The following is a 22,279-nucleotide window of genomic DNA, read 5'->3' as shown; positions in this document are numbered from 1 at the left end:
GCCACCCTGCCTCCCCCACCATCCCGCCGTTTAATAAGGCCAATATGCTATGACCGACATGCCGCAACCGCTCCGCTCGCCTCTGCTCGACAAGCCCGCCGGTCAGGCCGGCAAGCGCATTGCGCACGGCTTTTTCACGCGCAAAGGCGGCGTTTCGGACGGTATTTATGCCGGGCTGAATGTCGGAGCCGGATCGGATGATGTGGCCGAACATGTCGCGGAAAACCGCCGCCGTGTGGCAGAATCGCTTGGCGTCGCACCGGATCATCTCCTGACGGTGCATCAGGTTCATTCGCCCGACGTGCTGCATGTGACCGCGCCTTTCGATCCGCCACGCCCCAAGGCCGATGCCATGGTGACCAATGTTCCCGGCATTGCGCTCGGCGCGCTGTCTGCCGATTGCGGTCCCGTCCTGTTTGCAGACCACGAGGCCGGTGTCATCGGTTCCGCCCATGCGGGCTGGCGGGGCGCATTCAGCGGCGTGCTGGAAAACACCATTGACGCGATGATCGGGCTTGGCGCTAAGCGCGAGAACATCGTCGCGGTTCTTGGGCCGACAATCGGCCCCGACAATTATGAAGTCGGACCGGAGTTCTATACGGAGTTTCTGAGCAAAGACCCGGCCTATGCACGCTATTTCCGCGCCTCGGACAAGCCGGATCACAAGCTTTTCGATCTGTGGACCTTCATCACCGACCGTCTGACCAAAGCGGGCGTACAGGCAGAATCCCTTCGCCAGTGCACCTATGCCGACGAAGACCAGTTCTATTCCTACCGGCGCACGACCCACCGCAAAGAGCCGGATTATGGACGCCAGATTGCAGCCATTGCTATTCTGGACACCAAAGATTCCATTTGAGGAGAACCGCATGGCCCTTCACTTCGAGCCGGAAGAATTCGCCGCACGCCGCGACCGTCTGATCTTGAAGATGGAGGAGGACAAGCTCGATGCCCTGCTGCTGTTCGCACAGGAAAGCATGTATTGGCTGACCGGCTATGACACGTTCGGCTTCTGCTTCTTCCAGTGCCTTGTGGTGAAGGCTGACGGCTCGATGGTGCTGATGACGCGCTCGGCGGATTTGCGCCAGGCGCGCCAGACATCCAATATCGAGAACATCGTTGTCTGGACCGACCGCGACAATGCAAATCCGGCAGCGGATTTGCGCAATATCCTGACCGAGCTTGATCTGCTCGGCACGCGCATCGGCATCGAATACCAGACCCACGGCCTCACCGGCGCGAATGCCCGCAGGCTCGACGAGCAATTGCAGAGCTTTGCCAAATTGTTCGACGCATCCGGCATGGTGGACCGCCTACGCCTTTTGAAAAGCCCGGCGGAAATCGCCTATGCCAAGCGCGCAGCGCAACTGAGCGATGATGCGCTCGACGCCGCGCTGAAAACCACCCGCGCGGGCGCAAGCGAAGCCGATATTCTGGCCGCCATGATGAGCGCCAATTTTTCCGGCGACGGCGACTATCCGGCCAATGAATATATCATCGGCTCCGGCGAAGACGCCCTGCTCTGCCGCTATAAATCCGGTCGCCGCACGCTTGATGCCACCGACCAGCTTACGCTCGAATGGTCGGGCGTGTTCCGCCATTATCACGCGCCGATGATGCGCACGATCCTGATTGGCCAGCCGACGGAACACCACGTCACGCTTTACGATGCCGCCCGCGAGGCGCTGGAGGCCGTCGAGGCGGCGATGACACCGGCTTCAACATTCGGTGATGTGTTCGACGCCCATGCCCGCACCATGGAAGCACACGGGCTGACCCGCCACCGCCTGAATGCCTGCGGCTACTCGGTCGGGGCACGCTTCACACCCTCCTGGATGGACCCGCAAATGTTCTATGCGGGCAATCCGGAAAGCATCCAGCCGGACATGACGCTCTTTGCGCACATGATCATCATGGACTCCGACAGCGGCGCTGCAATGACGCTCGGACAGACATATCTCACAACAAATGGTGCTGCTCAGCCATTATCCCGCCATTCTCTTGATATGCTTATCGCCTGACATCATTGTCAAACGGCCCACGATCGGCGATAAATCGGCCTGACGTGAGAACCGCCTGTATTTTCAGGACCATGTGTTTTCAGGAGCATGAAGCCGACCATGAACAAGGCACATATTTCGATGATGCTGTTGCTTGCCGGAGCGCTCGCTGCCTGCAACAGCACCGAATCCGCACTGAATGTGCAGGGCTCTGGCCAAACTGCCGGACAACCGGCTAACGGACAGGCGACCTCGCCCGCCGGCACGACTGCGCCCGCAACTGCCAATACGACAACAACGCCTTCCACAACACCGGCCACGACATCGGCGCGAACGGCAACACTGAAGCCGGGCAAATTGCACATCGCGCCCATTGTCGGCGCGCCCGTCAATGTGGTGACGCCGCTGACGCACCGAATGAATGACGACGCCAAGGCCAAGGGCGTCGAGCTGGCAGGCTCCAATGACACCAGTGCAGCCTATGTTATGAAGGGGTACTTCTCGGTTCTCTCCGAGGACAACCAGACGACCGTTCTCTATGTCTGGGATGTACTGGATGCTTCCGGCAACCGGCTGCACCGCATTCAGGGACAGGAGAAAGTGCAAGGTGCAGCGGCAGACTCATGGAGCGTGGTGCAGCCCGCCACCATGCAGGCCATCGCCGACCGCACCATGCAGGAATATTCTACCTGGCTTGCGGCAAATCGCGCATAAACTTTGAGCATTTTCAGCAAGGAACTGAAATCCCTTACTGAATCCCGCTTTTTGACACGCGGAAAGGCCGGAAATCCGGCCTTTTTCAACAATTGTGAACAGTCGGGCCTTGCAATGACGGTGACTCTTTGCAATAGGCCCCACATTCGAGAAAACCTTGTAAGCTGCTGTACTTAACCTGACCGGCCAAAAGTACGCGGCTTTAAAGTTTTTAAAGGATGACGTTGCTGGGCCCCGCATCGTTGCGGTCCATGCGCGAAACAAGATTACGTCCGTTATGCGGACTTTTTGCGACAGAACGAAACCGCAAACCTATCGCATCGGCTCAGAGGCAAAAAGAATGAAACTTTTCGCAGGCAACTCCAACCGGGCACTTGCCGAATCCGTTGCTAAATATCTCAACATCCCGCTCGGCAAGGCAAGCGTTCGCCGCTTCGCCGATCAGGAGATTTTCGTAGAGATTCAGGAAAACGTGCGCGGCGAAGACGTGTTCGTTCTGCAATCGACTTCCTATCCGGCAAATGATCACCTGATGGAACTGCTCATCATGATCGATGCCTTCCGCCGTTCGTCGGCGCGCCGCATCACCGCCGTCCTGCCCTATTTCGGCTATGCCCGTCAGGACCGCAAACCCGGCCCGCGCACGCCGATTTCGGCAAAGCTGGTTTCCAACCTCATCACTGAAGCCGGTGCAAACCGCGTTCTGACCCTTGATCTTCATGCCGGTCAGATTCAGGGCTTCTTCGATATCCCGACCGACAATCTCTATGCCGTTCCGGTTATCGCGCGCGACGTGAAGGCCAATTACGCCACAGGCAACTGCATGGTCGTATCGCCGGACGTCGGCGGTGTGGTTCGCGCCCGCTCATTGGCCAAGCGCATCGACGCGCAGCTCGCCATCGTGGACAAGCGTCGCGAACGTCCGGGTGAATCGGAAGTCATGAACGTCATCGGTGAAGTGGCTGGCAAGGACTGCCTGCTGTTCGACGATATCGTCGATTCCGGCGGCACGCTCTGCAACGCAGCCGAGGCCCTGCTGGCCAAGGGCGCGAACAGCGTCACCGCTTACATCACGCATGGCGTTCTCTCGGGTGGCGCGGTTGCTCGTATCGCTGCGTCGAAGCTGAAGGAACTGGTGATCACCGATTCCATACAGCCGACCACCGCGATCAACGATGCACCAAATATCCGCGTTCTCTCGATCTCCGATCTGATCGGCGAAGCCATTGCGCGCACCGCAGCGGAAGAGTCCGTTTCGAGCCTGTTCGATTAAAACACCAGTCGGATAGCAATTCCGAGGCATGCCGCCAGCAACAGCACGAGCGGCATGTTGAGTTTCAAGACGACAAGCAGCAATGCCGCCGCGCCTGCAATCAGGACGGCGGCATTGTCTATTGTGCTCCAGACCGGCAAGGGCACGCTGAACGGCCCCACCGTCTTATCCAGCACCTGTGCAAACAGCACATGCAGCGAGAACCACAGCGCCAGATTGGCGATCACACCCACCACCGCCGCCGTGATGCCACCCAGCATGGCCGAAAGCCAGCGCACCTGACGCAGCCGCTCCACGAATGGCGCTCCCGCCAATATCCATAGAAAACACGGCACGAAGGTAAACCAGAGCGCAATGAAGCCGCCGACAAAGCCGCCCAGAATGGGCGGCAGGCTGGACAGGTTGGCCGCCCCCACAAAGCCCACGAAAACCAGCACGAGGATCAGCGGTCCCGGCGTGGTTTCGGCGAGCCCCAGCCCGGTCAGCATTTCGCCCGGCTTCATCCAACCGAAATGTTCGACCGCCTGCTGCGCCGTATAGGAAAGGGCCGCATAGGCCCCACCGAAGGTCACAGCGGCAAGCTTTGAGAAAAAGGCGGCTTCTTGCACGAAGACATGCGCGCCGCCGAAGGCCAGATAAAGAAGGATGAGCGGCACAAGCCAGAGCCCGCCCCAGACCAGCGTTTGCTGCGTGAATTCGCGCAATGCTCCGAGTCTCGCCTCGCCCAGACCAGTTCCCGCCCCGCTGCCCTGCACGATATGGCGCAGACCGCCTGCCAAAGCTGCAAGCAGCACAACAAACGGAAACGGCAGTTTCAAAAGCGCGATGGCAATAAACGCCGCAATCGCCACGGCGTAGGAAAAGCCTGAAGCCAGTGTCCGCTTGGCCATGCGGTAAAGCGCTTCGAACACCACAGCCAGCACCGCTGCCTTAAGCCCGAACAGCAAGCCGGCCACGACCTCCACATGCCCGAAGGCGATGTAGAGCGCGGAGAGACCAAGCATCACGACAGCGCCGGGCAGCACGAACAACAGCCCCGCCAGCAGGCCGCCGCGCCAGCCTTTAACCGCCCAGCCGGAATAGGTCGCAAGCTGCATGGCTTCCGGCCCCGGCAACAACATGCAAAAGTTCAGCGCATGGATCAGCCTTTCCTGATCCATCCATTTCTTCTCATCGACGATGATACGTTGCAGCATGGCGATCTGAGCCGCCGGACCGCCAAAAGACAGCAGACCCACTTTGCCGAAAGTCGTGAAAAGCTCTCTGAAATCTGGCTGCTTTACTGGCTCTGTCACGTGACCGTCCTGATTGATTCCACCGCAAGCTGTCGGCGATAAACATTACAGGTTCATGACGGTCTTCACAGTCTACTCGGCGGCAGCACCCTCTTCCACCATATCGTCCGGGGCATTGGGATCACCCGGTGCCGTTTCGCAGCCAAGATCAGGGAAATTCACGATGCGCATTCCCTTGAAATCATTGCGGACCACCAGCAGCCCACGCTCCTCGAAATAAGTCAGCAAACGCCGGGCACGGCTGAACGAATGCGTGCCATAGGCCCGCGCCAGCGCCGCATCGGAGGGGCAAGGCGCACCGGTGACGGCCGCCTGCGCCACGATCAGGAACACGCCCTGCACATCGTCGGTGAGGCTTTCCGACAGCGACAGCGCCTGCTGCCATGTTTCGCTGCTCGCCACATCGCTTTCAATGCTGGCCTGCGCCACCGCCAGCCTGCGGCGGAAGGCAGGCAGTGCCAGCGGTTCGCCCGGAACGCGGTGAATGCGACAGCGCACCAGAAAGTCCTGATAGAGAACCGCCACAGACCGGAACGAGGCTTCCGGGTCGTCTACGATCTCGCGCATGACCTTATCGAGAAGCTCGTCGCGTTCCGCTTCCACGATACCGGGGAAAAGCGGCGCTTCCACGGGCTCTGCCTCGGGCTTGGGCTTGGCCACCTGTGCCAGAATTTCCGCCGTGGATGGCGGCGGTGGAGGTGGGGGCGTCCGACGCACGACGGTGCGGATTTCCTGTGGCGCGGGCGTAAAGATCAAATCAAGCGCATCTTCCGGCGCATCGGGCAGCGGCATCAGCTTCGGCGACGACGAACGGGCCGAAGTTTCCACCGTGCCGATGCGGATCGGCAGCGGACGCCGCGACAGCGCCGGTCCAAGCGCCACGAAATGCCCGCGCTCCAGATCGCGGAACATTTCCGCCTGCTTACGCTCCATGCCCAGCAGATCCGCGGCGCGCGCCATATCGATATCGAGGAAGGTGCGGCCCATCAGAAAGTTGGAGGCTTCGGCAGCCACGTTCTTGGCAAGCTTGGCCAGACGCTGCGTTGCAATAACACCGGCGAGACCACGCTTGCGCCCGCGACACATGAGATTGGTCATCGCGCCGAGCGAAAGCTTGCGCGCCTCGTCAGACACTTCGCCAGCAGCGGCTGGCGCAAAAAGCTGCGCCTCATCCACCACCACAAGCATCGGATACCAGTAGTCTCGTTCGGCATCGAACAGACCGCCGAGAAACGCCGCCGCCGAGCGCATCTGCTGCTCGACATCGAGGCCCTCGAGATTGAGCACCACCGAAACACGGTGCTGGCGGATACGTCCGGCAATGCGGGTCAATTCGGCTTCGGTGCGGGCGGCGTCAACGACGACATGGCCGTAAAGATCGGCCAGCGTGACGAAATCACCTTCCGGGTCGACGATGCATTGCTGCACCCATTGCGCGCTCTGTTCCAGCAGGCGGCGCAGAAGATGCGACTTGCCAGAGCCGGAATTGCCCTGCACGAGCAGGCGCGTGGCGAGAAGCTCCTCAAGATCAAGCATGGCCTGCTTGCCACCGCCAAGCGCCGCTGCCGAGGCAGAACCGCTTCCAGCAACAGCACCCATGTCGATACCGACCTGCATCTCGCCTCCTTGTTTGAGAATGTGACCGAAACAGACGACTCGCACGGCAGAGCCTGCGGTCAATCAGGCATTCGCTTAACATCTTTAAAGCCGTCAATGCCACCGGTTATGCGGAATGCCCACAGATGCTGGACCGTAGATTTCAATCAGAAGTTTTGATAGCAATCTGAACGGGGGGGCAAAAGCAGCAAGCGCCCAGCCAGCGGGCGCGTCGGGGAGGATGAGCCGCTCCGACCTTGGCAAGGGCTTTGCTCTCTATTCGGAGGTGAACTCTATGTGGTTTATACCCATTAGATTCACGCTTAGAATAAAGAAAACCCGCACCAGCTGGCAAGCGACGGTGCAGGTTCAATTCTTTATCTAAGAACACGGTAGCTGGAGTTCGCGCTTCAGCTACCGACCCGAATATAGGCCATCGCGGCTATTTTTTCAACTATGGCCTTGTCAGCCCCCACGCAACGGCAAATCCAAAAAACTTGCGCAGCCGCACGCTATGGTCTATAGCCACCGCCATCCGCGTAGACACCCTTGGAGGCAACGCGGAATGGAGCGGTCCGGTCTTTCACCTTGTGACAGACGATACGGGCTGTTTCATGTCGTTTGTTGAAGCATGATCCCGAAAAGTCGAAATCGGTTTTCGCACAAGATCATGCGTAGAAAGCGAGCGACACTCCAGTAACTTTGAAAGGAAATGCCATGAGCGAGACTTACGTGCTCAAGGCCGATCTGCGTACCCGGGTTGGTAAGGGGTCCTCCCGCGAACTGCGTCGCAACGGCCAGATTCCTGCAGTCATCTATGGCGACAAGCAGGAGCCCCTCGCAATCGCCGTCTCCTATAAGGAGATCTTCTACAAGATTCATGGCGGTGGTTTTAAGACCACGGTTGCCACGATCGAAGTAGACGGCAAGAAGATTCAGGTCCTCCCGAAGGACTACCAGCTGGACCCAGTCCGCGACTTCCCGCAGCATGTCGACTTCCTGCGCGTATCCGCCAAGTCGGTCGTTCACGTGAACGTTCCTGTTCACTTCAAGAACGAAGAAGCTGCACCGGGCATCAAGCGCGGCGGCGTTCTCAACATCGTTCGCCACGACGTTGAACTGATCGTTCCGGCCAATGCAATTCCGGAAGCGCTCGAATTCGACCTGACCGGCCTTGAAATCGGTGACTCCGTCCACATTTCGGCAATCAAGCTGCCGAAGGGCGTGTCGGCTGCCATTCAGGACCGCGACTTCACCATCGCCACCATCGCTGCTCCTGCCGGCCTGAAGTCGGACGAAGCTGCTGCTGAAGGCGCTGAAGAAGAAGCCAAGGACGGCGAATAATCGCTTTCCGTATTTTGGGGGCTCTGAACCATGCTGCTCATCGCAGGTCTTGGCAATCCGGGCTCCAAATATGCGCATAACCGGCATAATATCGGTTTCATGGCGGCGGATGAAATATTCCGCCGCCATCGCTTCTCCAACTGGCAGAAGAAATTTCAGGCCGAGATTGCCGATGGCGTGATTGACGGCGAGAAAGTGCTGCTTATCAAGCCGCAGACTTTCATGAACCTCTCGGGCCAGTCTGTCGGCGAGGCTATGCGCTTCTACAAGCTCACTTCCGCCGATCTCGTCGTCATCTATGACGAACTCGACCTCATTCCAGGCAAGCTGCGGATCAAGACCGGCGGCGGCTCCGGCGGCCATAACGGCATCAAATCCATCGACGCGCATGTCCAGTCCTTCCCCGGCGGCCAGAATTATCGCCGCATGCGGCTTGGCATCGGCCATCCGGGCGCGAAGGAACTGGTGCATAATTATGTTCTCGGCGATTTCGCCAAGGCCGACAATGAATGGCTGGACACGCTCTTAGGCGCTGTCGCCGACAATATTGGCCTGCTCGCCAAGCCGGGCGATGACAACAGCTTCATGAACCGCATTGCGCTCGCCATGGGCGACGGCAATCAGCGGCCCAACGGTTTCAAGGCAGACCCCGCGCAACTGGAAAAGGCCCCGCCCAAGGCGCAGAGCCATATCCGTCAGGCGCGGCAGAACCAGAAGAAGCCGGCCATTCCCGAAAGCGGCCCGATGGCTGAAATGCTGAAAAAGCTGCTGGGGAAGAAGGATTAATCCTTCGCGACGGCTGCGCCTCTTGACGCTTCACACCTCAATGTCGCATAGCGACGGTAATTCTATTCTAGTCTGACAGGTACGATCATGGGTTTCAAATGCGGCATCGTCGGTCTGCCAAATGTTGGCAAGTCGACGCTTTTCAACGCGCTGACCAAAACGGCCGCCGCACAGGCCGCAAACTATCCGTTCTGCACCATTGAGCCGAACACCGGCGAAGTGGCCGTTCCCGATCCGCGCCAGAACGATATTGCCAAGATCGCCGGTTCGAAGGAAATCATCCCGACCCGCATCAACTTCGTTGATATCGCCGGCCTTGTGCGCGGCGCTTCGAAGGGCGAAGGCCTCGGCAACCAGTTCCTCGCCAATATCCGCGAAGTCGATGCCATCGTGCATGTGCTGCGCTGCTTCGAAGATGACGACATCACCCATGTCGAAGGCCGCATCGATCCGGTTTCAGACGCGCAGACCGTTGAAACCGAACTGATGCTCTCGGACCTCGAAAGCATCGAGCGCCGCATCGTGCAGATCCGCAAGCGCGCCACCGGCAAGGACAAGGAAGCGCTGACCATCCTGCCGGTGATGGAAGCAGCGCTTGAACTGCTGCAGAACGGCCAGCCTGTTCGCCTGATGCTGAAGGATATCGCCGCAGAAGACCTGATGACGCTGAAGGGCCTGAACCTTCTCACCTCCAAGCCTGTACTCTATGTCTGCAACGTCGCCGAAGGCGATGCCGCCAAGGGCAACGCATATAGTGCAGCCGTCGAAAAGATGGCCGAGGAACAGGGTGCCCAGACGGTCATTATCTCCGCGGCTATCGAGGCGGAAGTTGCCCAGCTGCCCGATGAGGAAGCCACGGAATATCTGGAAAGCATGGACCTTGAGGAACCGGGCCTCGACCGCCTGATCCGCGCCGGTTACAAGCTTCTCGACCTCATCACCTATTTCACCGCTGGACCGAAGGAAACCCGCGCCTGGACCATCCGTCGCGGCACCAAGGCTCCCGGCGCTGCCGGTGTGATCCACACCGATTTCGAGCGCGGCTTCATCCGCGCCCAGACTATCGCCTATGAAGACTACGTCAAATACAACGGTGAAGTCGGCGCCAAGGAAGCGGGCAAAGCCCGAGACGAAGGCAAGGAATACATCGTCCATGACGGCGATGTGATGCTGTTCCGCTTCAACACCTGATACGATCAGGCCGCCGTTTCCCGGCGGCCTTTGCATATTCAGAGCATTTCCTGAAACCGATTTGGAGGAGATAGAGGGTGAGCAAGCCCCAGCAGAAATACGCCTATGAGGATATGGTGCCGGGACTGAAAATCCCTTTCGGACCGCGCACGATCAACAAGGAAGAGATCATCGAATTCGCCAGCGCATTCGATCCGCAGCCCTTCCACCTCGATGAAGAAGCAGGCAAAGCCAGCGTACTTGGCGGTCTTGCCGCCTCGGGATGGCAGACCGTATCGCTGATCATGCGTCTGGTCTGCGACGCCTTTCTCACCAATTCCACATCGCAAGGCGGCCCCGGCGTCGAATTCACCCGCTGGAAGCGCCCGGTTCTGGCTGGCGATACGCTGAGCGGTGTTACCACCGTCATCGACCGTCGCCTTTCCAAGAGCCGCCCGGAAATCGGTCTCGTCACGCTGCACCACGCGCTCGTCAATCAGCGCGGTGAAACCGTGTGCGAAATGCAGCATCCCTGTATGATGGGACGCCGCGATTACGTTGCGGCACAGGAAGCCAAGGCGGGTGCATGATGAGCTATCTTGAAGACAATCTCGGTCGCGAGCAGGATATCGGCAGCTATACATTTACCGCCGAAGAGATCATCGACTTCGCCACGAAATATGATCCGCAACCTTTCCATCTCGATGCGGAAGCTGCAAAGAACAGTCTGTTCGGCGGCCTGTGCGCCTCTGGCTGGCATACGACGGCTGTATTCATGAAGCTGAATGTCGCCTCCATTGTGCAGGCGACCAAGGAGGCCCTCAAGCGCGGCGAGACACCACCGGTTTTCGGCCCCTCGCCCGGCTTCGAGAATCTGAAATGGTCAAAGCCGGTCTATGCGGGCGACACAATCACCTTCAAGCGCACCGTTCATGCGCTGCGCGCGCTTGCGTCGCGTCCGGGCTGGTCGATGCTGACCATGTCCTTGCGAGCGCATAATCAAAATGGTGAAGACGTGCTGTCCTTCGATAACGCGGCCATGGTCAAGTTGCCGCCCAAGCTCGATGCCTGACATGAAAAAGCCCGCCATGCAGCGGGCTTTTTCATAAGCAGATATTTGTGCTCAATCGCCTTCGAACGAAACCAGCGTGCGCACGGGTACGCCGAGCGCTTCCAGCTTCTTGCGTCCGCCAAGGTCCGGCAGATCTATGATGAAGCAGGCGGCAACGATATTTGCCCCCATCTGCAACAACAGCTTGGCAGCGGCTTCAGCCGTGCCGCCGGTGGCGATCAGATCGTCCACGAGAATGATGCGCTCGCCCTTCTCGATGGCGTCACGGTGCATCTCCATTTCGTCAATGCCATACTCAAGGCTGTAAGCAATACGCACCGTATCGCGCGGCAGCTTGCCCTTCTTGCGGATCGGCACGAAACCGGCGGAAATCTGGTGAGCAATGGCGCCACCCAAAATGAAGCCGCGCGCTTCGATGCCCGCGACTTTATCTACCTTGTTACCGGCATAGGGGTAGACCAGTTCGTCGACCGCGCGGCGGAACGCCTGCGCATCGCCCATAAGGGTCGTCACGTCGCGGAACTGCACGCCGGGTTTGGGATAATCCGGAATGGTTCTGATGGCATCCTTCAAACTGGCGTTGAGCCCGGATTCCATGTTCAGTCCTTTCAATTGAAACATTGCCAGCGCTGGCCCATGGTCGTGATGTCCCAACTGGGACACCTCTGAGCGCGCATCTTGCTATTACGCTCTTTTCAATCACGATATCGCAGCCACGCCAAGCTTATTCGCGCATCAGCGGGCAGACTTATCCAAAACGGCAGCTCCGGCGTCAGGTTTGGCTGGTGCCGATTGTAAATCAGCACCACACAAACAAAAAGGGCGCCGTTTTTGGCGCCCTCTTTTCAACGGTCAGCTGAATGCTCAGTGCTTCACATCAGACCAGATCGACCGCTTGGCGATATAGGCCAGACCCGCAAAGAGAATCAGGAACACAATCACCCGGAAGCCGGTGCGCTTGCGCTGTTCCAGATGCGGCTCAGCGGCCCACATCAGGAATGCCGAAACGTCGCGCGAATATTGGTCCACCGTCTGCGGCGAGCCATCATCATAGGTCACTTGACCATCGTTCAGCGGCTTGGCCATGGCAAGCGCCTTTGCCGAAATGAAGTACGGATTGTAATGCGTACCTTCGGCAATCTGCATGCCCGCTGGCGGCTGCTCATCGAAGCCTGTCAGAAGCGCGTGAATATAATCCGGCCCACCTTCGGCATATTGCGTGAAAATGTCGAAGATGAAGGTCGGGAAGCCGCGTTCCACGGCGCGCGCCTTGGCGATCAGCGAGAAGTCAGGCGGAGCCGCACCATTGTTTGCGGCAGCAGCTGCGGCCGCATTTGGAAATGGCGACGGGAAATGGTCTGTCGGCAGCGCCTTGCGGGTGAACATTTCACCTTCGGCGTTCGGACCGTCCTGCACTTCATACTCGGCTGCAAAGGCTTTGACCTGTTCCGGCGTATAGCCGAGGTCTTCCAGCGTACGGAAGGCCACCAGGTTCATGGAATGGCAGGCCGAGCATACTTCCTTATAAACTTTCAGACCGCGCTGCAGCTGGCCCTTGTCATAGGTGCCGAACGGACCGGCAAAGCTCCACTTTTCCTGCGTCGGGTGGTGGATCGGGAAATGCGTCGGCTCCGCCGCATTGCCGCCCTCCTCAGCAAAGGCACCGCTCATGGAAAGACCAAGTGCGACCAGCGGAGCGATACCAAAGGCAGCGAAGCTCTTGAGGATGTTTTTTCATCATTACGTCCTTCATATCTCTCGCTGGTTCAGCCCTTGATTTCCACGGGGGCAATCTCGGCCTTGCCTTCGCTCTTCGCCAGCACCGCCTCGGTAATCGAGTTGGGCAGACGCTTCGGCGTCTCGATCAGGCCGAGAACCGGCATGATGACGATGAAGAAAGCGAAATAGTAAAGCGTACCGAGCTGCGCCATGAAGACATAGGAACCTTCCGCAGGACGCGAACCCAACCATCCAAGGAAGATGGCGTTGATCACGAAGAGCCAGAAGAACAGCTTGAACCACGGGCGATAGACAGCCGAACGAACCTTCGACGTATCGAGCCAGGGAACCACGAAGAGGATAGCGATCGAACCGAACATCGTCAGAACACCGCCGAGCTTCGAATCGATCGGGCCGATGTTGAAGGTGATGGCGCGCAGCATCGCGTAGAACGGCAGGAAGTACCATTCAGGAACGATGTGAGCAGGCGTCTTGAGCGAGTCGGCCGGGATATAGTTATCCGGGTGGCCGAGGAAGTTTGGCATGTAGAAGACGAAATAGGCGAAGAACACGAAGAAGACGAGCGCGCCGAAAGCGTCCTTGATGGTCGCATAAGGCGTGAAGGCAACCGTATCGGTCTTCGACTTCACTTCAATGCCGGTCGGGTTGGTCTGGCCTGTGACATGCAGCGCCCAGACGTGCAGGACGACAACGCCGGCAATCATGAACGGCAGCAGGTAGTGCAGCGAGAAGAAGCGGTTCAGCGTCGGATTGTCGACCGCAAAGCCGCCAAGGAGAAGCTGCTGTATCGGCTCGCCTATGACCGGAAAGGCCGTAAAGAAGCCGGTGATAACCGTTGCACCCCAGAAGGACATCTGGCCCCATGGCAGCACATAACCCATGAAGGCGGTCGCCATCATGAGAAGGAAGATCACCACGCCGAGGATCCACAGAAGCTCGCGCGGCGCCTTGTAGGAGCCGTAGTACAGACCGCGTGCAATGTGCAGATAAACGGCGATGAAGAAGAAGGATGCACCGTTGGAGTGCATGTAGCGCAGAAGCCAGCCGGAGTTGACGTCGCGCATGATTTTTTCGACGGAATTGAACGCGATGCCCGTATCCGCAGCATAGTGCATCGCCAGAACGATGCCGGTCAGAATCTGCGAGATGAGCATGAAGCTCAAAATGCCACCAAAGGTGTACATGTAGTTCAGGTTACGCGGCGTCGGATAGGCCACGAAGGAATCATAGACCAGACGCGGCAAGGGAAGCCGTTCGTCGACCCATTTTTCGATGCCGGTCTTCGGCGTATATGTGGAGTGTCCACCACTCATGTCTTCTCTCCCCAAGACCTGTTTTAGCCGATCCTGATGACCGTATCGGAAGTGAACGCATATTGCGGGATGTGCATGTTTTCCGGTGCCGGGCCGCTGCGGATACGACCCGCAGTGTCATAGGTCGAGCCATGGCATGGGCAGAACCAGCCGCCGAAAGAACCGGACTCACCGAGCGGTACGCAGCCGAGATGCGTGCATACGCCGATCATGATGAGCCAGTTTTCCTTGCCTTCGCCTGCCGAACGGGCAACGTCGGTTGCCTGCGCATCCGATGGAAGGTTTGCGTTGCGGGCGATCGGGTCCTTCAGGTCACCGAGAGCCGCGCTCTTGCCTTCTTCCACTTCCTTGGCGGAACGGTTGCGGATGAATACCGGCTTGCCGCGCCATTTGACGGTCAGGGACGCGCCTTCTGCAAGAGAAGAAACGTCGACTTCGATGGAAGCGGCTGCGAGTGTCGAAGCGTCTGGACGCATCTGGTCGATAAACGGCCATGCCAGTCCGCCAACACCGACCACACCGGCCATTCCCGTCGCAATATAGAGAAAATCACGCCGTGTCGGCTCAGCCGTGTCGTGTGCGCTCACGTGCCAACTCCCTTTTAATCTGCATGTTCAATTGAACTCTCCCCTCGTCCGCTTTTGCACCTGCGCAAAAGTTATCCCGCAAGTGCTCGCAGGACGAAATTCCCTCCATCTCACTATCCGGTTTATGCGCGTAAAAAACGCTTGTCCAGACACCAACCCCTTATGACGGCACGATGTCGCAGGCGGATTTGCTTGATTAATTTGACGGATACACAGCAAAGCTGCGGTCAGGGCCAAAGACCTGCCCGGATGACCGGAGATGACCGGAAGTTTTTAGTTTTCGTGGTTCTCTCCAAGAAACCCGCCAGACTGGCGCGCCCAGAGCCCGGCATAGATGCCGCCTTGGGCGATCAATTCCTCATGTGTGCCTTCCTCGACGATCCGGCCAGCGTCTATGACCACCAGACGGTCGAGTGCGGCAATGGTCGAAAGACGATGTGCAATGGCAATCACCGTCTTGCCTTCCATGAGTAGCTTAAGATTCTCCTGTATCGAGGCTTCCACATCCGAGATCGAGTGCCGAGGTCGCCTCATCGAGAATGAGAATCGGTGCGTCCTTGAGAATGGCGCGGGCAATGGCGATGCGCTGACGCTGGCCGCCCGATAGTTTGACGCCGCGTTCGCCCACGAAAGCATCGAAGGACTTGCGGCCCTGAAAATCTTCCAGCTTGGCGATGAAGCCGTCCGCTTCCGCCTGCCGGGCCGCCTTTAGCAATTCTTCATCGGTGGCATCGTCACGAGCCAGCATGATATTATCGCGCAAGGAACGATGCAAAAGTGCAGTTTGCTGGCTGACCACGGCAAAGGCCCGGCGCAGCGGAATTCTGCGTGACATCGCGTATGTCCTGCCCATCCACGGTGATGGTGCCCTTTTCCACATCGTAAAGCCGCAGGATAAGGTTGACGAGCGTGGTCTTGCCCGCGCCGGAATGGCCGACCAGCCCCACACGCTCGCCGCCTCTCACCGTCAAATTGATGTTCTGCAGAACGCCAGCGCCCTTGCCGTAATGGAAGGTTACGTCGCGCACGTCGATGCGGGCATCGCGTACCACCAGCGGTTTTGCGCCGGGCCGGTCTTCGAGACCGAGCGGCGCGGAGACAAGGCGCATTGAGTTTTCGATCAGCCCCAACTGGCGCAACATGCCATTGAGCTGCATCATGAGGCGTCCAAGCAGCATGTTGAGACGCAGCACCAGACCGAGCGTGAACGACACCTGACCAACCGTGATGGCATCCTCTGTCCACAGATCGATGGCGATGGCCGCAACTGTCACGATCATCAGGCCCGACAAAGCCGTCAGCGACAGGCGCACACCAGTCAGCGATCGCATGAACGGCAGGATCGCCGCAAGATAGCGTTCGAAGCCGTCGCGCAGATAGCGCTCGTCATCATCCGCCGTGTTGAGCTTGATGGTCTCGATATTGGAATAGCTGTCGACAATCCGCCCGTTGATCATCGACCCCGCTTCGGCGGAGGCTTCGGCATTCTTGCGGATGCGCGGCAGATAGCGCCATGCGATGAAGCCGAAAGCGATGATCCAGACAATGACGGCGGCGGCAAGCCGCCAATCGAGCCGCCCGACCAGAAAAAGCGTGGTGACGCTGTAGATCGCCATGAACCAGACGACCTGAATGAGACTTTCGGTCAGGTCGCCCGCCGCCTGCCCGGCCTGCCAGACCTTTGTGGCGATACGTCCGGCAAAATCATTCTGGAAGAAGGCATAGGACTGGCGCAGCACATAGGAATTCGCCTGCCAGCGGATCATGTTGTAGAAGCCGGGCGACATGGTCTGGTCGTCCAGCAGGGTCGTTGCAGCGGTGACGATCAACCGGATCACCAGAACCGTGAACCCCATGAAGAGAAGCTCAGGCCCGGCGGCCTCGATCAACGCCGACCAGCTGCGCTCTATGCCGCCTTTGCCAGCCTGATCCAGAATATCGACCAGACGTCCGGTGAAATAAAACAGCCCCGCTTCCACCAGCGGCAGAAGACCGCCAGCGGCAAGTGCTGCCACAAGCGGCCATTTCGCCTGGCGCGCGTAATGCCAGAGGAAAGCCATTGTGGTTGAAGGCGGTCTGAGATTGTCCGGTTCGCGGAAGGGATCAACCCAACGTTCGAACAGGCTGTAGACCGCTTTCATCAATAGCGTTTTTCCTTACTTGACCAGCGCATCCTCGGAATTGTCTTCGAAGCCAAGGAACCCGCCGGATTGACGCGCCCATAGACTTGCATAAATGCCGCCGAGCGCAACAAGTTCCTCATGCGTGCCGTCTTCGACGATTCGCCCCTTGTCCATGACGATCAGGCGATCAAGCGCGGCGATAGTGGAAAGACGATGCGCGATGGCGATAACCGTCTTGCCTTCCATCAGCGTATTGAGGCTGTCCTGAATGGCCGCTTCCACTTCCGAATCGAGCGCGGATGTCGCCTCGTCGAGAATGAGGATCGGCGCATCCTTGAGCATCACACGCGCAATAGCGATACGCTGACGCTGTCCGCCGGACAGCTTGACGCCGCGCTCGCCGACATGCGCTTCCAGCCCGCGCCGTCCCTTCGGATCGGTAAGGAGCGGAACGAACTGGTCTGCCTGCGCAAGCCGGATCGCCTGCTGCAACATTTCCTCGGTGGCGTCGGGCCTGCCATACATAATGTTTTCGCGTACCGTGCGGTGCAGAAGCGAAGTATCCTGCGTGACCATGCCGATATTGGCGCGCAGCGAATCCTGCGACACTTTCGAAATGTCCTGACCATCAATCAGGATGCGCCCCTTCTCCAGATCGTAGAAGCGCAGCAGCAGATTGACCAGCGTGGACTTGCCCGCACCGGAGCGACCGACCAGACCGACTTTCTGTCCGGCGGGGATGTTCAGCGTCAGGTTTTCCAGAACGCCCTTGCCCTTGCCGTAATGGAAGCCTACCTTGTCGAAATCCAGCTCGCCCTTGGTCACCTGCAGGGCCGGAGCATTGGGAACATCCACCACTTCATGCGCGCGCGCAATCGTGGTGATGCCGTCTTCCACCGTGCCGATATTTTCAAACAGCGCCGACATTTCCCACATGATCCACTGCGACATGCCGTTGAGGCGCAGCACCAGACCGATGCTGACCGCCACCGCACCCACCGTCACGGCTTCGTTCATCCACAGGCCGATGCCGATCACGCCGACCGCGAAGAGCAGAAGGCAGTTCGACACATAGAGCGTGAAATGGAACATGGTCACCAGACGCATCTGGCGATGCACCGTGCCGAGGAAACCATCGAGGCTTTCGCGCACATAGGATTCCTCGCGGCTCGAATGCGAGAACAGCTTCACGGTCGCGATATTGGTATAGCTGTCGACAATGCGGCCCGTCATCGTCGAGCGCGCATCAGCCTGCTCTTCCGAAACCACCCGCAGGCGCGGAATGAAGAAGCGCAGCAACATGAGATAGACCACGAGCCAGACGACGAACGGGATCATCAGTCGCAGATCGGCGGCGGCGGCGATGAACAGCGTGCCCGCGAAATAGACGATGACATAGTTCAAGACGTCAAGCAGCTTCATCACCGTTTCGCGCACGGCAAGAGCGGTCTGCATCAGCTTGGTTGAAATGCGCCCGGCAAATTCGTCCTGGAAAAACGACATCGACTGTCGGATCAGGTAACGATGCATCAGCCAGCGCACGCGCATCGGATAATTGCCGAGCAGCGTCTGATGGATCACCAGCGAATGCACCAGCACCACGCCCGGCAGGCCGACCAGAACCACCCCGGCAATCAATGCCAGCCGCCAGCCTTCATTGCTTAGAAACGTTTCGCGCGACTGGTGGGAAAGCCAATCCACGATATTGCCCATAAAGGCAAACAGGGAAACCTCGATAATGGCGATCAGGGTGGTGAAGATCGCCATACCGATGATCCACGGCCAGGCGCCGCGGGTGTAATAGAGGCAAAACGCGACCAGACCGCGCGGAGGTTCCTGCGGGGCATCATCTGGATAGGCGTTGAGCCGATGTTCGAACCACTTAAACATGGCGCTCCTTTTAGGCGGACATTAAGCAATTGCCAATACTTGTTCGGAACAAAACATGAATATTTTGCAATCCGACCGGTTCTTTAAAGTTCATCCTCATACAGATGTTGACGCATGAACCGCGCCCGATATGCAGTCTTGCGATGACGGGCGTTTCGCGTTACCCGCTTCATATGGATCTGCGCGTCGCCCTCTACCAGCCCGACATTCCCGGCAACACGGGAACGATACTGCGCATGGCCGCATGTCTCGGCTTTGCCGTGGACCTGATTGAGCCTGCCGGTTTCGACATTTCCGACCGCTCGCTGAAGCGCGCGGGCATGGATTATCTGGCGCAGGCCGCACTGACGCGACATGCCGACTGGCACCACTTCGAAGACTGGCGCAAACAGGCAGGCCGCCGCATCGTACTGCTCTCGACCAAGGCCGCAATCCCCTATACCGACTACCGTTTTCAGGCGAACGATATTCTCCTGTTCGGGCGTGAATCGTCCGGTGTGCCGGATGCAGTCCACAACAGCGCCGATGCGCGCCTGCTGATCCCGATGGTTTCCGGCACCCGCTCCCTCAATCTTGCAGTTTCGGTCGCCATGACGGCAGGGGAAGCTCTGCGCCAGATGAGAAGTGAAAGTGATTCTAGCTCAAGACCTTAGGCGTCTTGGCGGAATCAATACTCGAATTGCTCTCAACATGCGTCGCGGATTGACCGGATCGCCACGCATTGTTCCCCGTTTCCGGTTCGAAAGGCGCGCTTCATTCCATGAAACTGTCTGCACGCACCGCCGTTCTCGCGGCTTCCACTCTTTCCCTGCTCGCCACCGCACCGGCCTTTGCCAAAGACGTCGAGCGCGTTGCGCCGAAGGTGATGGTCATCACCATGTTCGGTGAAGAAGCCAAGCCGTGGCTGGAAGGTGAAAACTTCACGCAGAAGATCAAGCTGCCCGGCTTGAGCCCTGAATATCCGGAAGTGGACTGTACCGCTGAGGGCCTTTGCCACATGACGACGGCCATGGGCTTTGCCAATGCTGCAAGCTCGACGGCGGCCATGGCGCTCAGCGACAAGCTCGATCTCAGCCATACCTATTTCCTGATTGCTGGCATTGCGGGCGTCGATCCGCAGCACGGCACGCTCGGTTCGGCCCATTGGGCGAAATATGTCATCGACGCCAATCTGAGCCACCGCATCGATATCCGCGAAGCGCCCGAAGGCTGGAGCACGGATTTCTTCGGTCTCGGCACGGCCAAGCCCGGCGAAAAGGCCAAATGGGGCGCAGGCACGGAAGTCTTCGAACTGAACGGCAAGCTTGCCGATTATGCTTTGGCCACAACGAAGGATGTCGCGCTTCTCGATGGCGACGATGCGAAGGCATATCGCAAGCATTACACGCAGGAAGCCGCCACCGGCGCGCCGAAAGTCAGCATTTGCGACACGGCCTCGGCCGATACCTACTGGCATGGCGCAAAGCTCGGCGAAGCGGTGAGCGCGTGGGCCAAGCTCCTGACCGACGGCAAGGCGGATTACTGTACCTCGCAGATGGAAGACAATGCCACGCTGACGGCGCTCAAGCGCGCTGCCGATGCGGGCAAGCTGGATTTCAGCCGCATCGCCGTGCTGCGCACGTCATCCAATTTCGACCGACAGGGCCAGGACCAGACAGCAATCGAATCCCTCGGCGCGAAGTCGGGCGGTTTCCCGCTGGCGACCACCAATGCTTACCGTGTCGGCAAGGCCTATGCAGACAGCATCATCGGCAAGTGGGATGCCTGGGAAAAGGCGCCGCAACTCGCTGCGCAATAAGGTCCGTAACGGTATAACGATTCAAGTCAAAGGCACCCGATGCATCAAACATCGGGTGCCTTTTTATTGGGAGCAAATATGAATCCGGTTTCAAGCACTTGGCGGCAGATATTGAATCAGATCTTCAATCTGCGGTTGGCAGGCGGCGCATGGTGAATTCGATCACATCGTCGGGCCGTTCGCACCAGCTTTCAATCTCTGTCCAGTAGGCGGATTTCGGAAATGTGTCGAACCATTCCCGCGCTTTGTCGCGTGCTGCCTGACGCGGCAGGGTGAAGGTTTCACGGATGAAGCCGTCGCGCGGCATCCGGTTCTTTTTGGCGCGGCTCTTCTCAAGCTGCTTGCGCAAGCCTTCGAGCGGAGGACGGGGCGGTGCTGCTGTCATGCGATTGCCTCCCGGCTGGCTGGAAACACACGTCTCCAGCCCCTTGACCACAAAAGATAGGGTAGCGATTTTACAAAGACGAGTCTTTTCTTGGGGAGAGCGATTTTGCGACGGCAGCGAAGTCCCTCTTCGCCCTATGCGCGGCTGACGGAACTTGCTAAGCCAACGGATATAGCAAAGTCTATTTCACCTTGCCATTTAACCTTGGCTGCACGCAGCGATCCGGCAGATTGCGCCGAGAGGAAATAACAAATGCAACGCGATGAAATTCCTGCGATCATCCCCCACGATATCGAGGAAAAGAAGCAGGCGGCGCAACGCTGGTTCGAAGAACTGCGCGACCGCATCTGCGCAAGTTTTGAACAGCTTGAAGACGAGCTGCAAGGCCCCCTGTCCGACCGTGAGCCCGGCCGCTTCGTGCGCACGCCCTGGCTGAAGGAAGAAGGCAAGGGCGGCGGCGGTGTCATGTCGATCATGCACGGGCGCGTTTTTGAAAAAGTCGGCGTTCACGTGTCCACCGTCTATGGCGAATTCTCGCCGGAATTCCGCAAGCAAATCCCCGGCGCGGAAGAAGACCCGCGTTATTGGGCAAGCGGCATCTCGCTGATCGCGCATCCGCAAAACCCGCATGTGCCAGCCGTTCACATGAACACGCGCATGGTCGTGACGAGCCGCCAGTGGTTTGGCGGCGGTGCCGACCTGACCCCGGTTCTCGACCGCCGGCGCACGCAGGAAGATGCCGACACGCTCGCTTTCCATAAGGCGTTCCGCTTCATCTGCGAAAAGCACAAGAATGTCGTCGATTACCAGCGCGTGAAGGACTGGTGCGACGAGTATTTCTTCCTGCCGCATCGCAATGAACCGCGCGGCACCGGCGGCATCTTCTATGACTGGCTGCATTCGTCGGATGAGAAAGGCGGTTGGGACGCCGATTTCGCCTATACGCGGGATGTGGGACGCGGTTTTTCCGTCGTCTATCCGCATCTGGTGCGTCAGAACTTCAATCAGGACTGGACGCAGGCTGACCGTGACGAGCAGCTGGTGCGTCGTGGCCGCTATGTGGAGTTCAACCTGCTCTATGATCGCGGTACGATCTTCGGACTCAAGACCGGCGGCAATGTGAACTCCATTCTGTCGTCTATGCCGCCCGTGGTGAAATGGCCTTAAAGCATTTCCAGCAAATGAACCAAAGG

The 22,279-nt window shown here is 58.6% G+C and carries 20 protein-coding genes and 1 pseudogene; 12 read left to right on the top strand and 9 right to left on the bottom strand.

Going from position 1 to position 22,279, the window contains the following annotated elements:
* The first annotated feature begins 49 nt into the window (after nt 1–49).
* The 4 genes from pgeF (at nt 50) to QLQ11_RS00665 (ending at nt 3,987) form a co-directional block, all read left to right on the top strand.
* Nucleotides 50–859, top strand: a complete 810-nt coding sequence (gene pgeF, locus QLQ11_RS00680) for a peptidoglycan editing factor PgeF (protein WP_371835884.1) — start codon at nt 50–52, stop codon at nt 857–859.
* Between the two features lie 10 nt (nt 860–869).
* Nucleotides 870–2,021 (top strand): Xaa-Pro peptidase family protein, encoded by a 1,152-nt coding sequence (locus tag QLQ11_RS00675; protein WP_121536502.1) that lies wholly within the window; start codon nt 870–872, stop codon nt 2,019–2,021.
* Between the two features lie 87 nt (nt 2,022–2,108).
* Complete coding sequence (locus tag QLQ11_RS00670) at nt 2,109–2,714, top strand: hypothetical protein (RefSeq protein WP_121536504.1); 606 nt, start codon at nt 2,109–2,111, stop codon at nt 2,712–2,714.
* Between the two features lie 340 nt (nt 2,715–3,054).
* Nucleotides 3,055–3,987 carry a ribose-phosphate pyrophosphokinase gene (locus QLQ11_RS00665; RefSeq protein WP_109369495.1) on the top strand — a complete coding sequence of 311 codons (933 nt, stop codon included), beginning with the start codon at nt 3,055–3,057 and terminating at the stop codon, nt 3,985–3,987.
* Here the strand turns inward: QLQ11_RS00665 and chrA are convergent.
* The gene (gene chrA, locus QLQ11_RS00660; RefSeq protein ID WP_121536506.1) at nt 3,984–5,282 is read right to left on the bottom strand and encodes a chromate efflux transporter; all 1,299 of its coding nucleotides are present in this window, start codon (nt 5,280–5,282) and stop codon (nt 3,984–3,986) included. The two genes, QLQ11_RS00665 and chrA, sit on opposite strands and share 4 nt — an antisense overlap.
* Before the next feature lie 72 nt (nt 5,283–5,354).
* Nucleotides 5,355–6,899, bottom strand: a complete 1,545-nt coding sequence (locus tag QLQ11_RS00655) for an ATP-binding protein (protein WP_109369497.1) — start codon at nt 6,897–6,899, stop codon at nt 5,355–5,357.
* Nucleotides 6,900–7,595: 696 nt separating this feature from the next.
* Here QLQ11_RS00655 and QLQ11_RS00650 point away from each other — a divergent pair.
* From QLQ11_RS00650 to QLQ11_RS00630, 5 genes are all read left to right on the top strand, one after another.
* Nucleotides 7,596–8,222, top strand: a complete 627-nt coding sequence (locus QLQ11_RS00650; RefSeq protein ID WP_109369498.1) for a 50S ribosomal protein L25/general stress protein Ctc — start codon at nt 7,596–7,598, stop codon at nt 8,220–8,222.
* Nucleotides 8,223–8,252: 30 nt separating this feature from the next.
* Nucleotides 8,253–9,008, top strand: coding sequence for an aminoacyl-tRNA hydrolase (gene pth, locus QLQ11_RS00645; RefSeq protein ID WP_121536508.1), 756 nt, complete (start codon nt 8,253–8,255; stop codon nt 9,006–9,008).
* Nucleotides 9,009–9,095: 87 nt separating this feature from the next.
* Entirely contained in the window at nt 9,096–10,199 is a 1,104-nt protein-coding gene (gene ychF / locus QLQ11_RS00640) for a redox-regulated ATPase YchF (RefSeq protein WP_121536510.1), read from the top strand.
* A 77-nt stretch (nt 10,200–10,276) separates the two neighbouring features.
* Nucleotides 10,277–10,768 carry a MaoC family dehydratase gene (locus tag QLQ11_RS00635; RefSeq protein WP_121536512.1) on the top strand — a complete coding sequence of 164 codons (492 nt, stop codon included), beginning with the start codon at nt 10,277–10,279 and terminating at the stop codon, nt 10,766–10,768.
* Nucleotides 10,768–11,250 carry a MaoC family dehydratase gene (locus QLQ11_RS00630; protein ID WP_121536638.1) on the top strand — a complete coding sequence of 161 codons (483 nt, stop codon included), beginning with the start codon at nt 10,768–10,770 and terminating at the stop codon, nt 11,248–11,250. Before QLQ11_RS00635 ends, QLQ11_RS00630 begins: the two co-directional genes overlap by 1 nt.
* Nucleotides 11,251–11,301: 51 nt before the next feature.
* On the opposite strand, the gene QLQ11_RS00625 is transcribed toward QLQ11_RS00630, so the two are convergent.
* From QLQ11_RS00625 to QLQ11_RS00600, 6 genes and pseudogenes are all read right to left on the bottom strand, one after another.
* Nucleotides 11,302–11,847, bottom strand: coding sequence for an adenine phosphoribosyltransferase (locus tag QLQ11_RS00625; protein WP_109369502.1), 546 nt, complete (start codon nt 11,845–11,847; stop codon nt 11,302–11,304).
* Between the two features lie 267 nt (nt 11,848–12,114).
* A complete protein-coding gene (locus QLQ11_RS00620; RefSeq protein WP_371835883.1) occupies nt 12,115–12,921 on the bottom strand; it encodes a cytochrome c1 in 807 nt (268 codons plus the stop codon).
* 95 nt (nt 12,922–13,016) lie between these two features.
* Nucleotides 13,017–14,303 carry a cytochrome b N-terminal domain-containing protein gene (locus QLQ11_RS00615; RefSeq protein WP_109369504.1) on the bottom strand — a complete coding sequence of 429 codons (1,287 nt, stop codon included), beginning with the start codon at nt 14,301–14,303 and terminating at the stop codon, nt 13,017–13,019.
* Nucleotides 14,304–14,326: 23 nt separating this feature from the next.
* A complete protein-coding gene (petA, locus tag QLQ11_RS00610; protein ID WP_109369505.1) occupies nt 14,327–14,890 on the bottom strand; it encodes a ubiquinol-cytochrome c reductase iron-sulfur subunit in 564 nt (187 codons plus the stop codon).
* 273 nt (nt 14,891–15,163) lie between these two features.
* Nucleotides 15,164–17,031: pseudogene (locus QLQ11_RS00605) on the bottom strand (ABC transporter ATP-binding protein).
* 15 nt (nt 17,032–17,046) lie between these two features.
* The gene (locus QLQ11_RS00600; RefSeq protein ID WP_109369507.1) at nt 17,047–18,903 is read right to left on the bottom strand and encodes an ABC transporter ATP-binding protein; all 1,857 of its coding nucleotides are present in this window, start codon (nt 18,901–18,903) and stop codon (nt 17,047–17,049) included.
* A gap of 173 nt (nt 18,904–19,076) precedes the next feature.
* Between QLQ11_RS00600 and QLQ11_RS00595 the strand changes: the two genes are divergently transcribed.
* Nucleotides 19,077–19,556 carry a tRNA (cytidine(34)-2'-O)-methyltransferase gene (locus tag QLQ11_RS00595; protein ID WP_121536640.1) on the top strand — a complete coding sequence of 160 codons (480 nt, stop codon included), beginning with the start codon at nt 19,077–19,079 and terminating at the stop codon, nt 19,554–19,556.
* A gap of 107 nt (nt 19,557–19,663) precedes the next feature.
* Complete coding sequence (locus tag QLQ11_RS00590; protein ID WP_121536642.1) at nt 19,664–20,701, top strand: purine nucleoside permease; 1,038 nt, start codon at nt 19,664–19,666, stop codon at nt 20,699–20,701.
* A 124-nt stretch (nt 20,702–20,825) separates the two neighbouring features.
* On the opposite strand, the gene QLQ11_RS00585 is transcribed toward QLQ11_RS00590, so the two are convergent.
* Entirely contained in the window at nt 20,826–21,086 is a 261-nt protein-coding gene (locus QLQ11_RS00585) for a hypothetical protein (protein ID WP_121536514.1), read from the bottom strand.
* A 252-nt stretch (nt 21,087–21,338) separates the two neighbouring features.
* On the opposite strand from QLQ11_RS00585, the gene hemF reads away from it, so the two are divergent.
* Nucleotides 21,339–22,253 (top strand): oxygen-dependent coproporphyrinogen oxidase, encoded by a 915-nt coding sequence (hemF, locus tag QLQ11_RS00580; protein ID WP_121536516.1) that lies wholly within the window; start codon nt 21,339–21,341, stop codon nt 22,251–22,253.
* The last annotated feature ends 26 nt before the right edge of the window (nt 22,254–22,279 follow it).

The sequence above is a fragment of the Ochrobactrum sp. SSR genome, from assembly GCF_030067775.1.
Taxonomy (GTDB): domain Bacteria; phylum Pseudomonadota; class Alphaproteobacteria; order Rhizobiales; family Rhizobiaceae; genus Brucella; species Brucella teleogrylli.
This window is presented reverse-complemented; position numbering and strand designations above follow the sequence as displayed.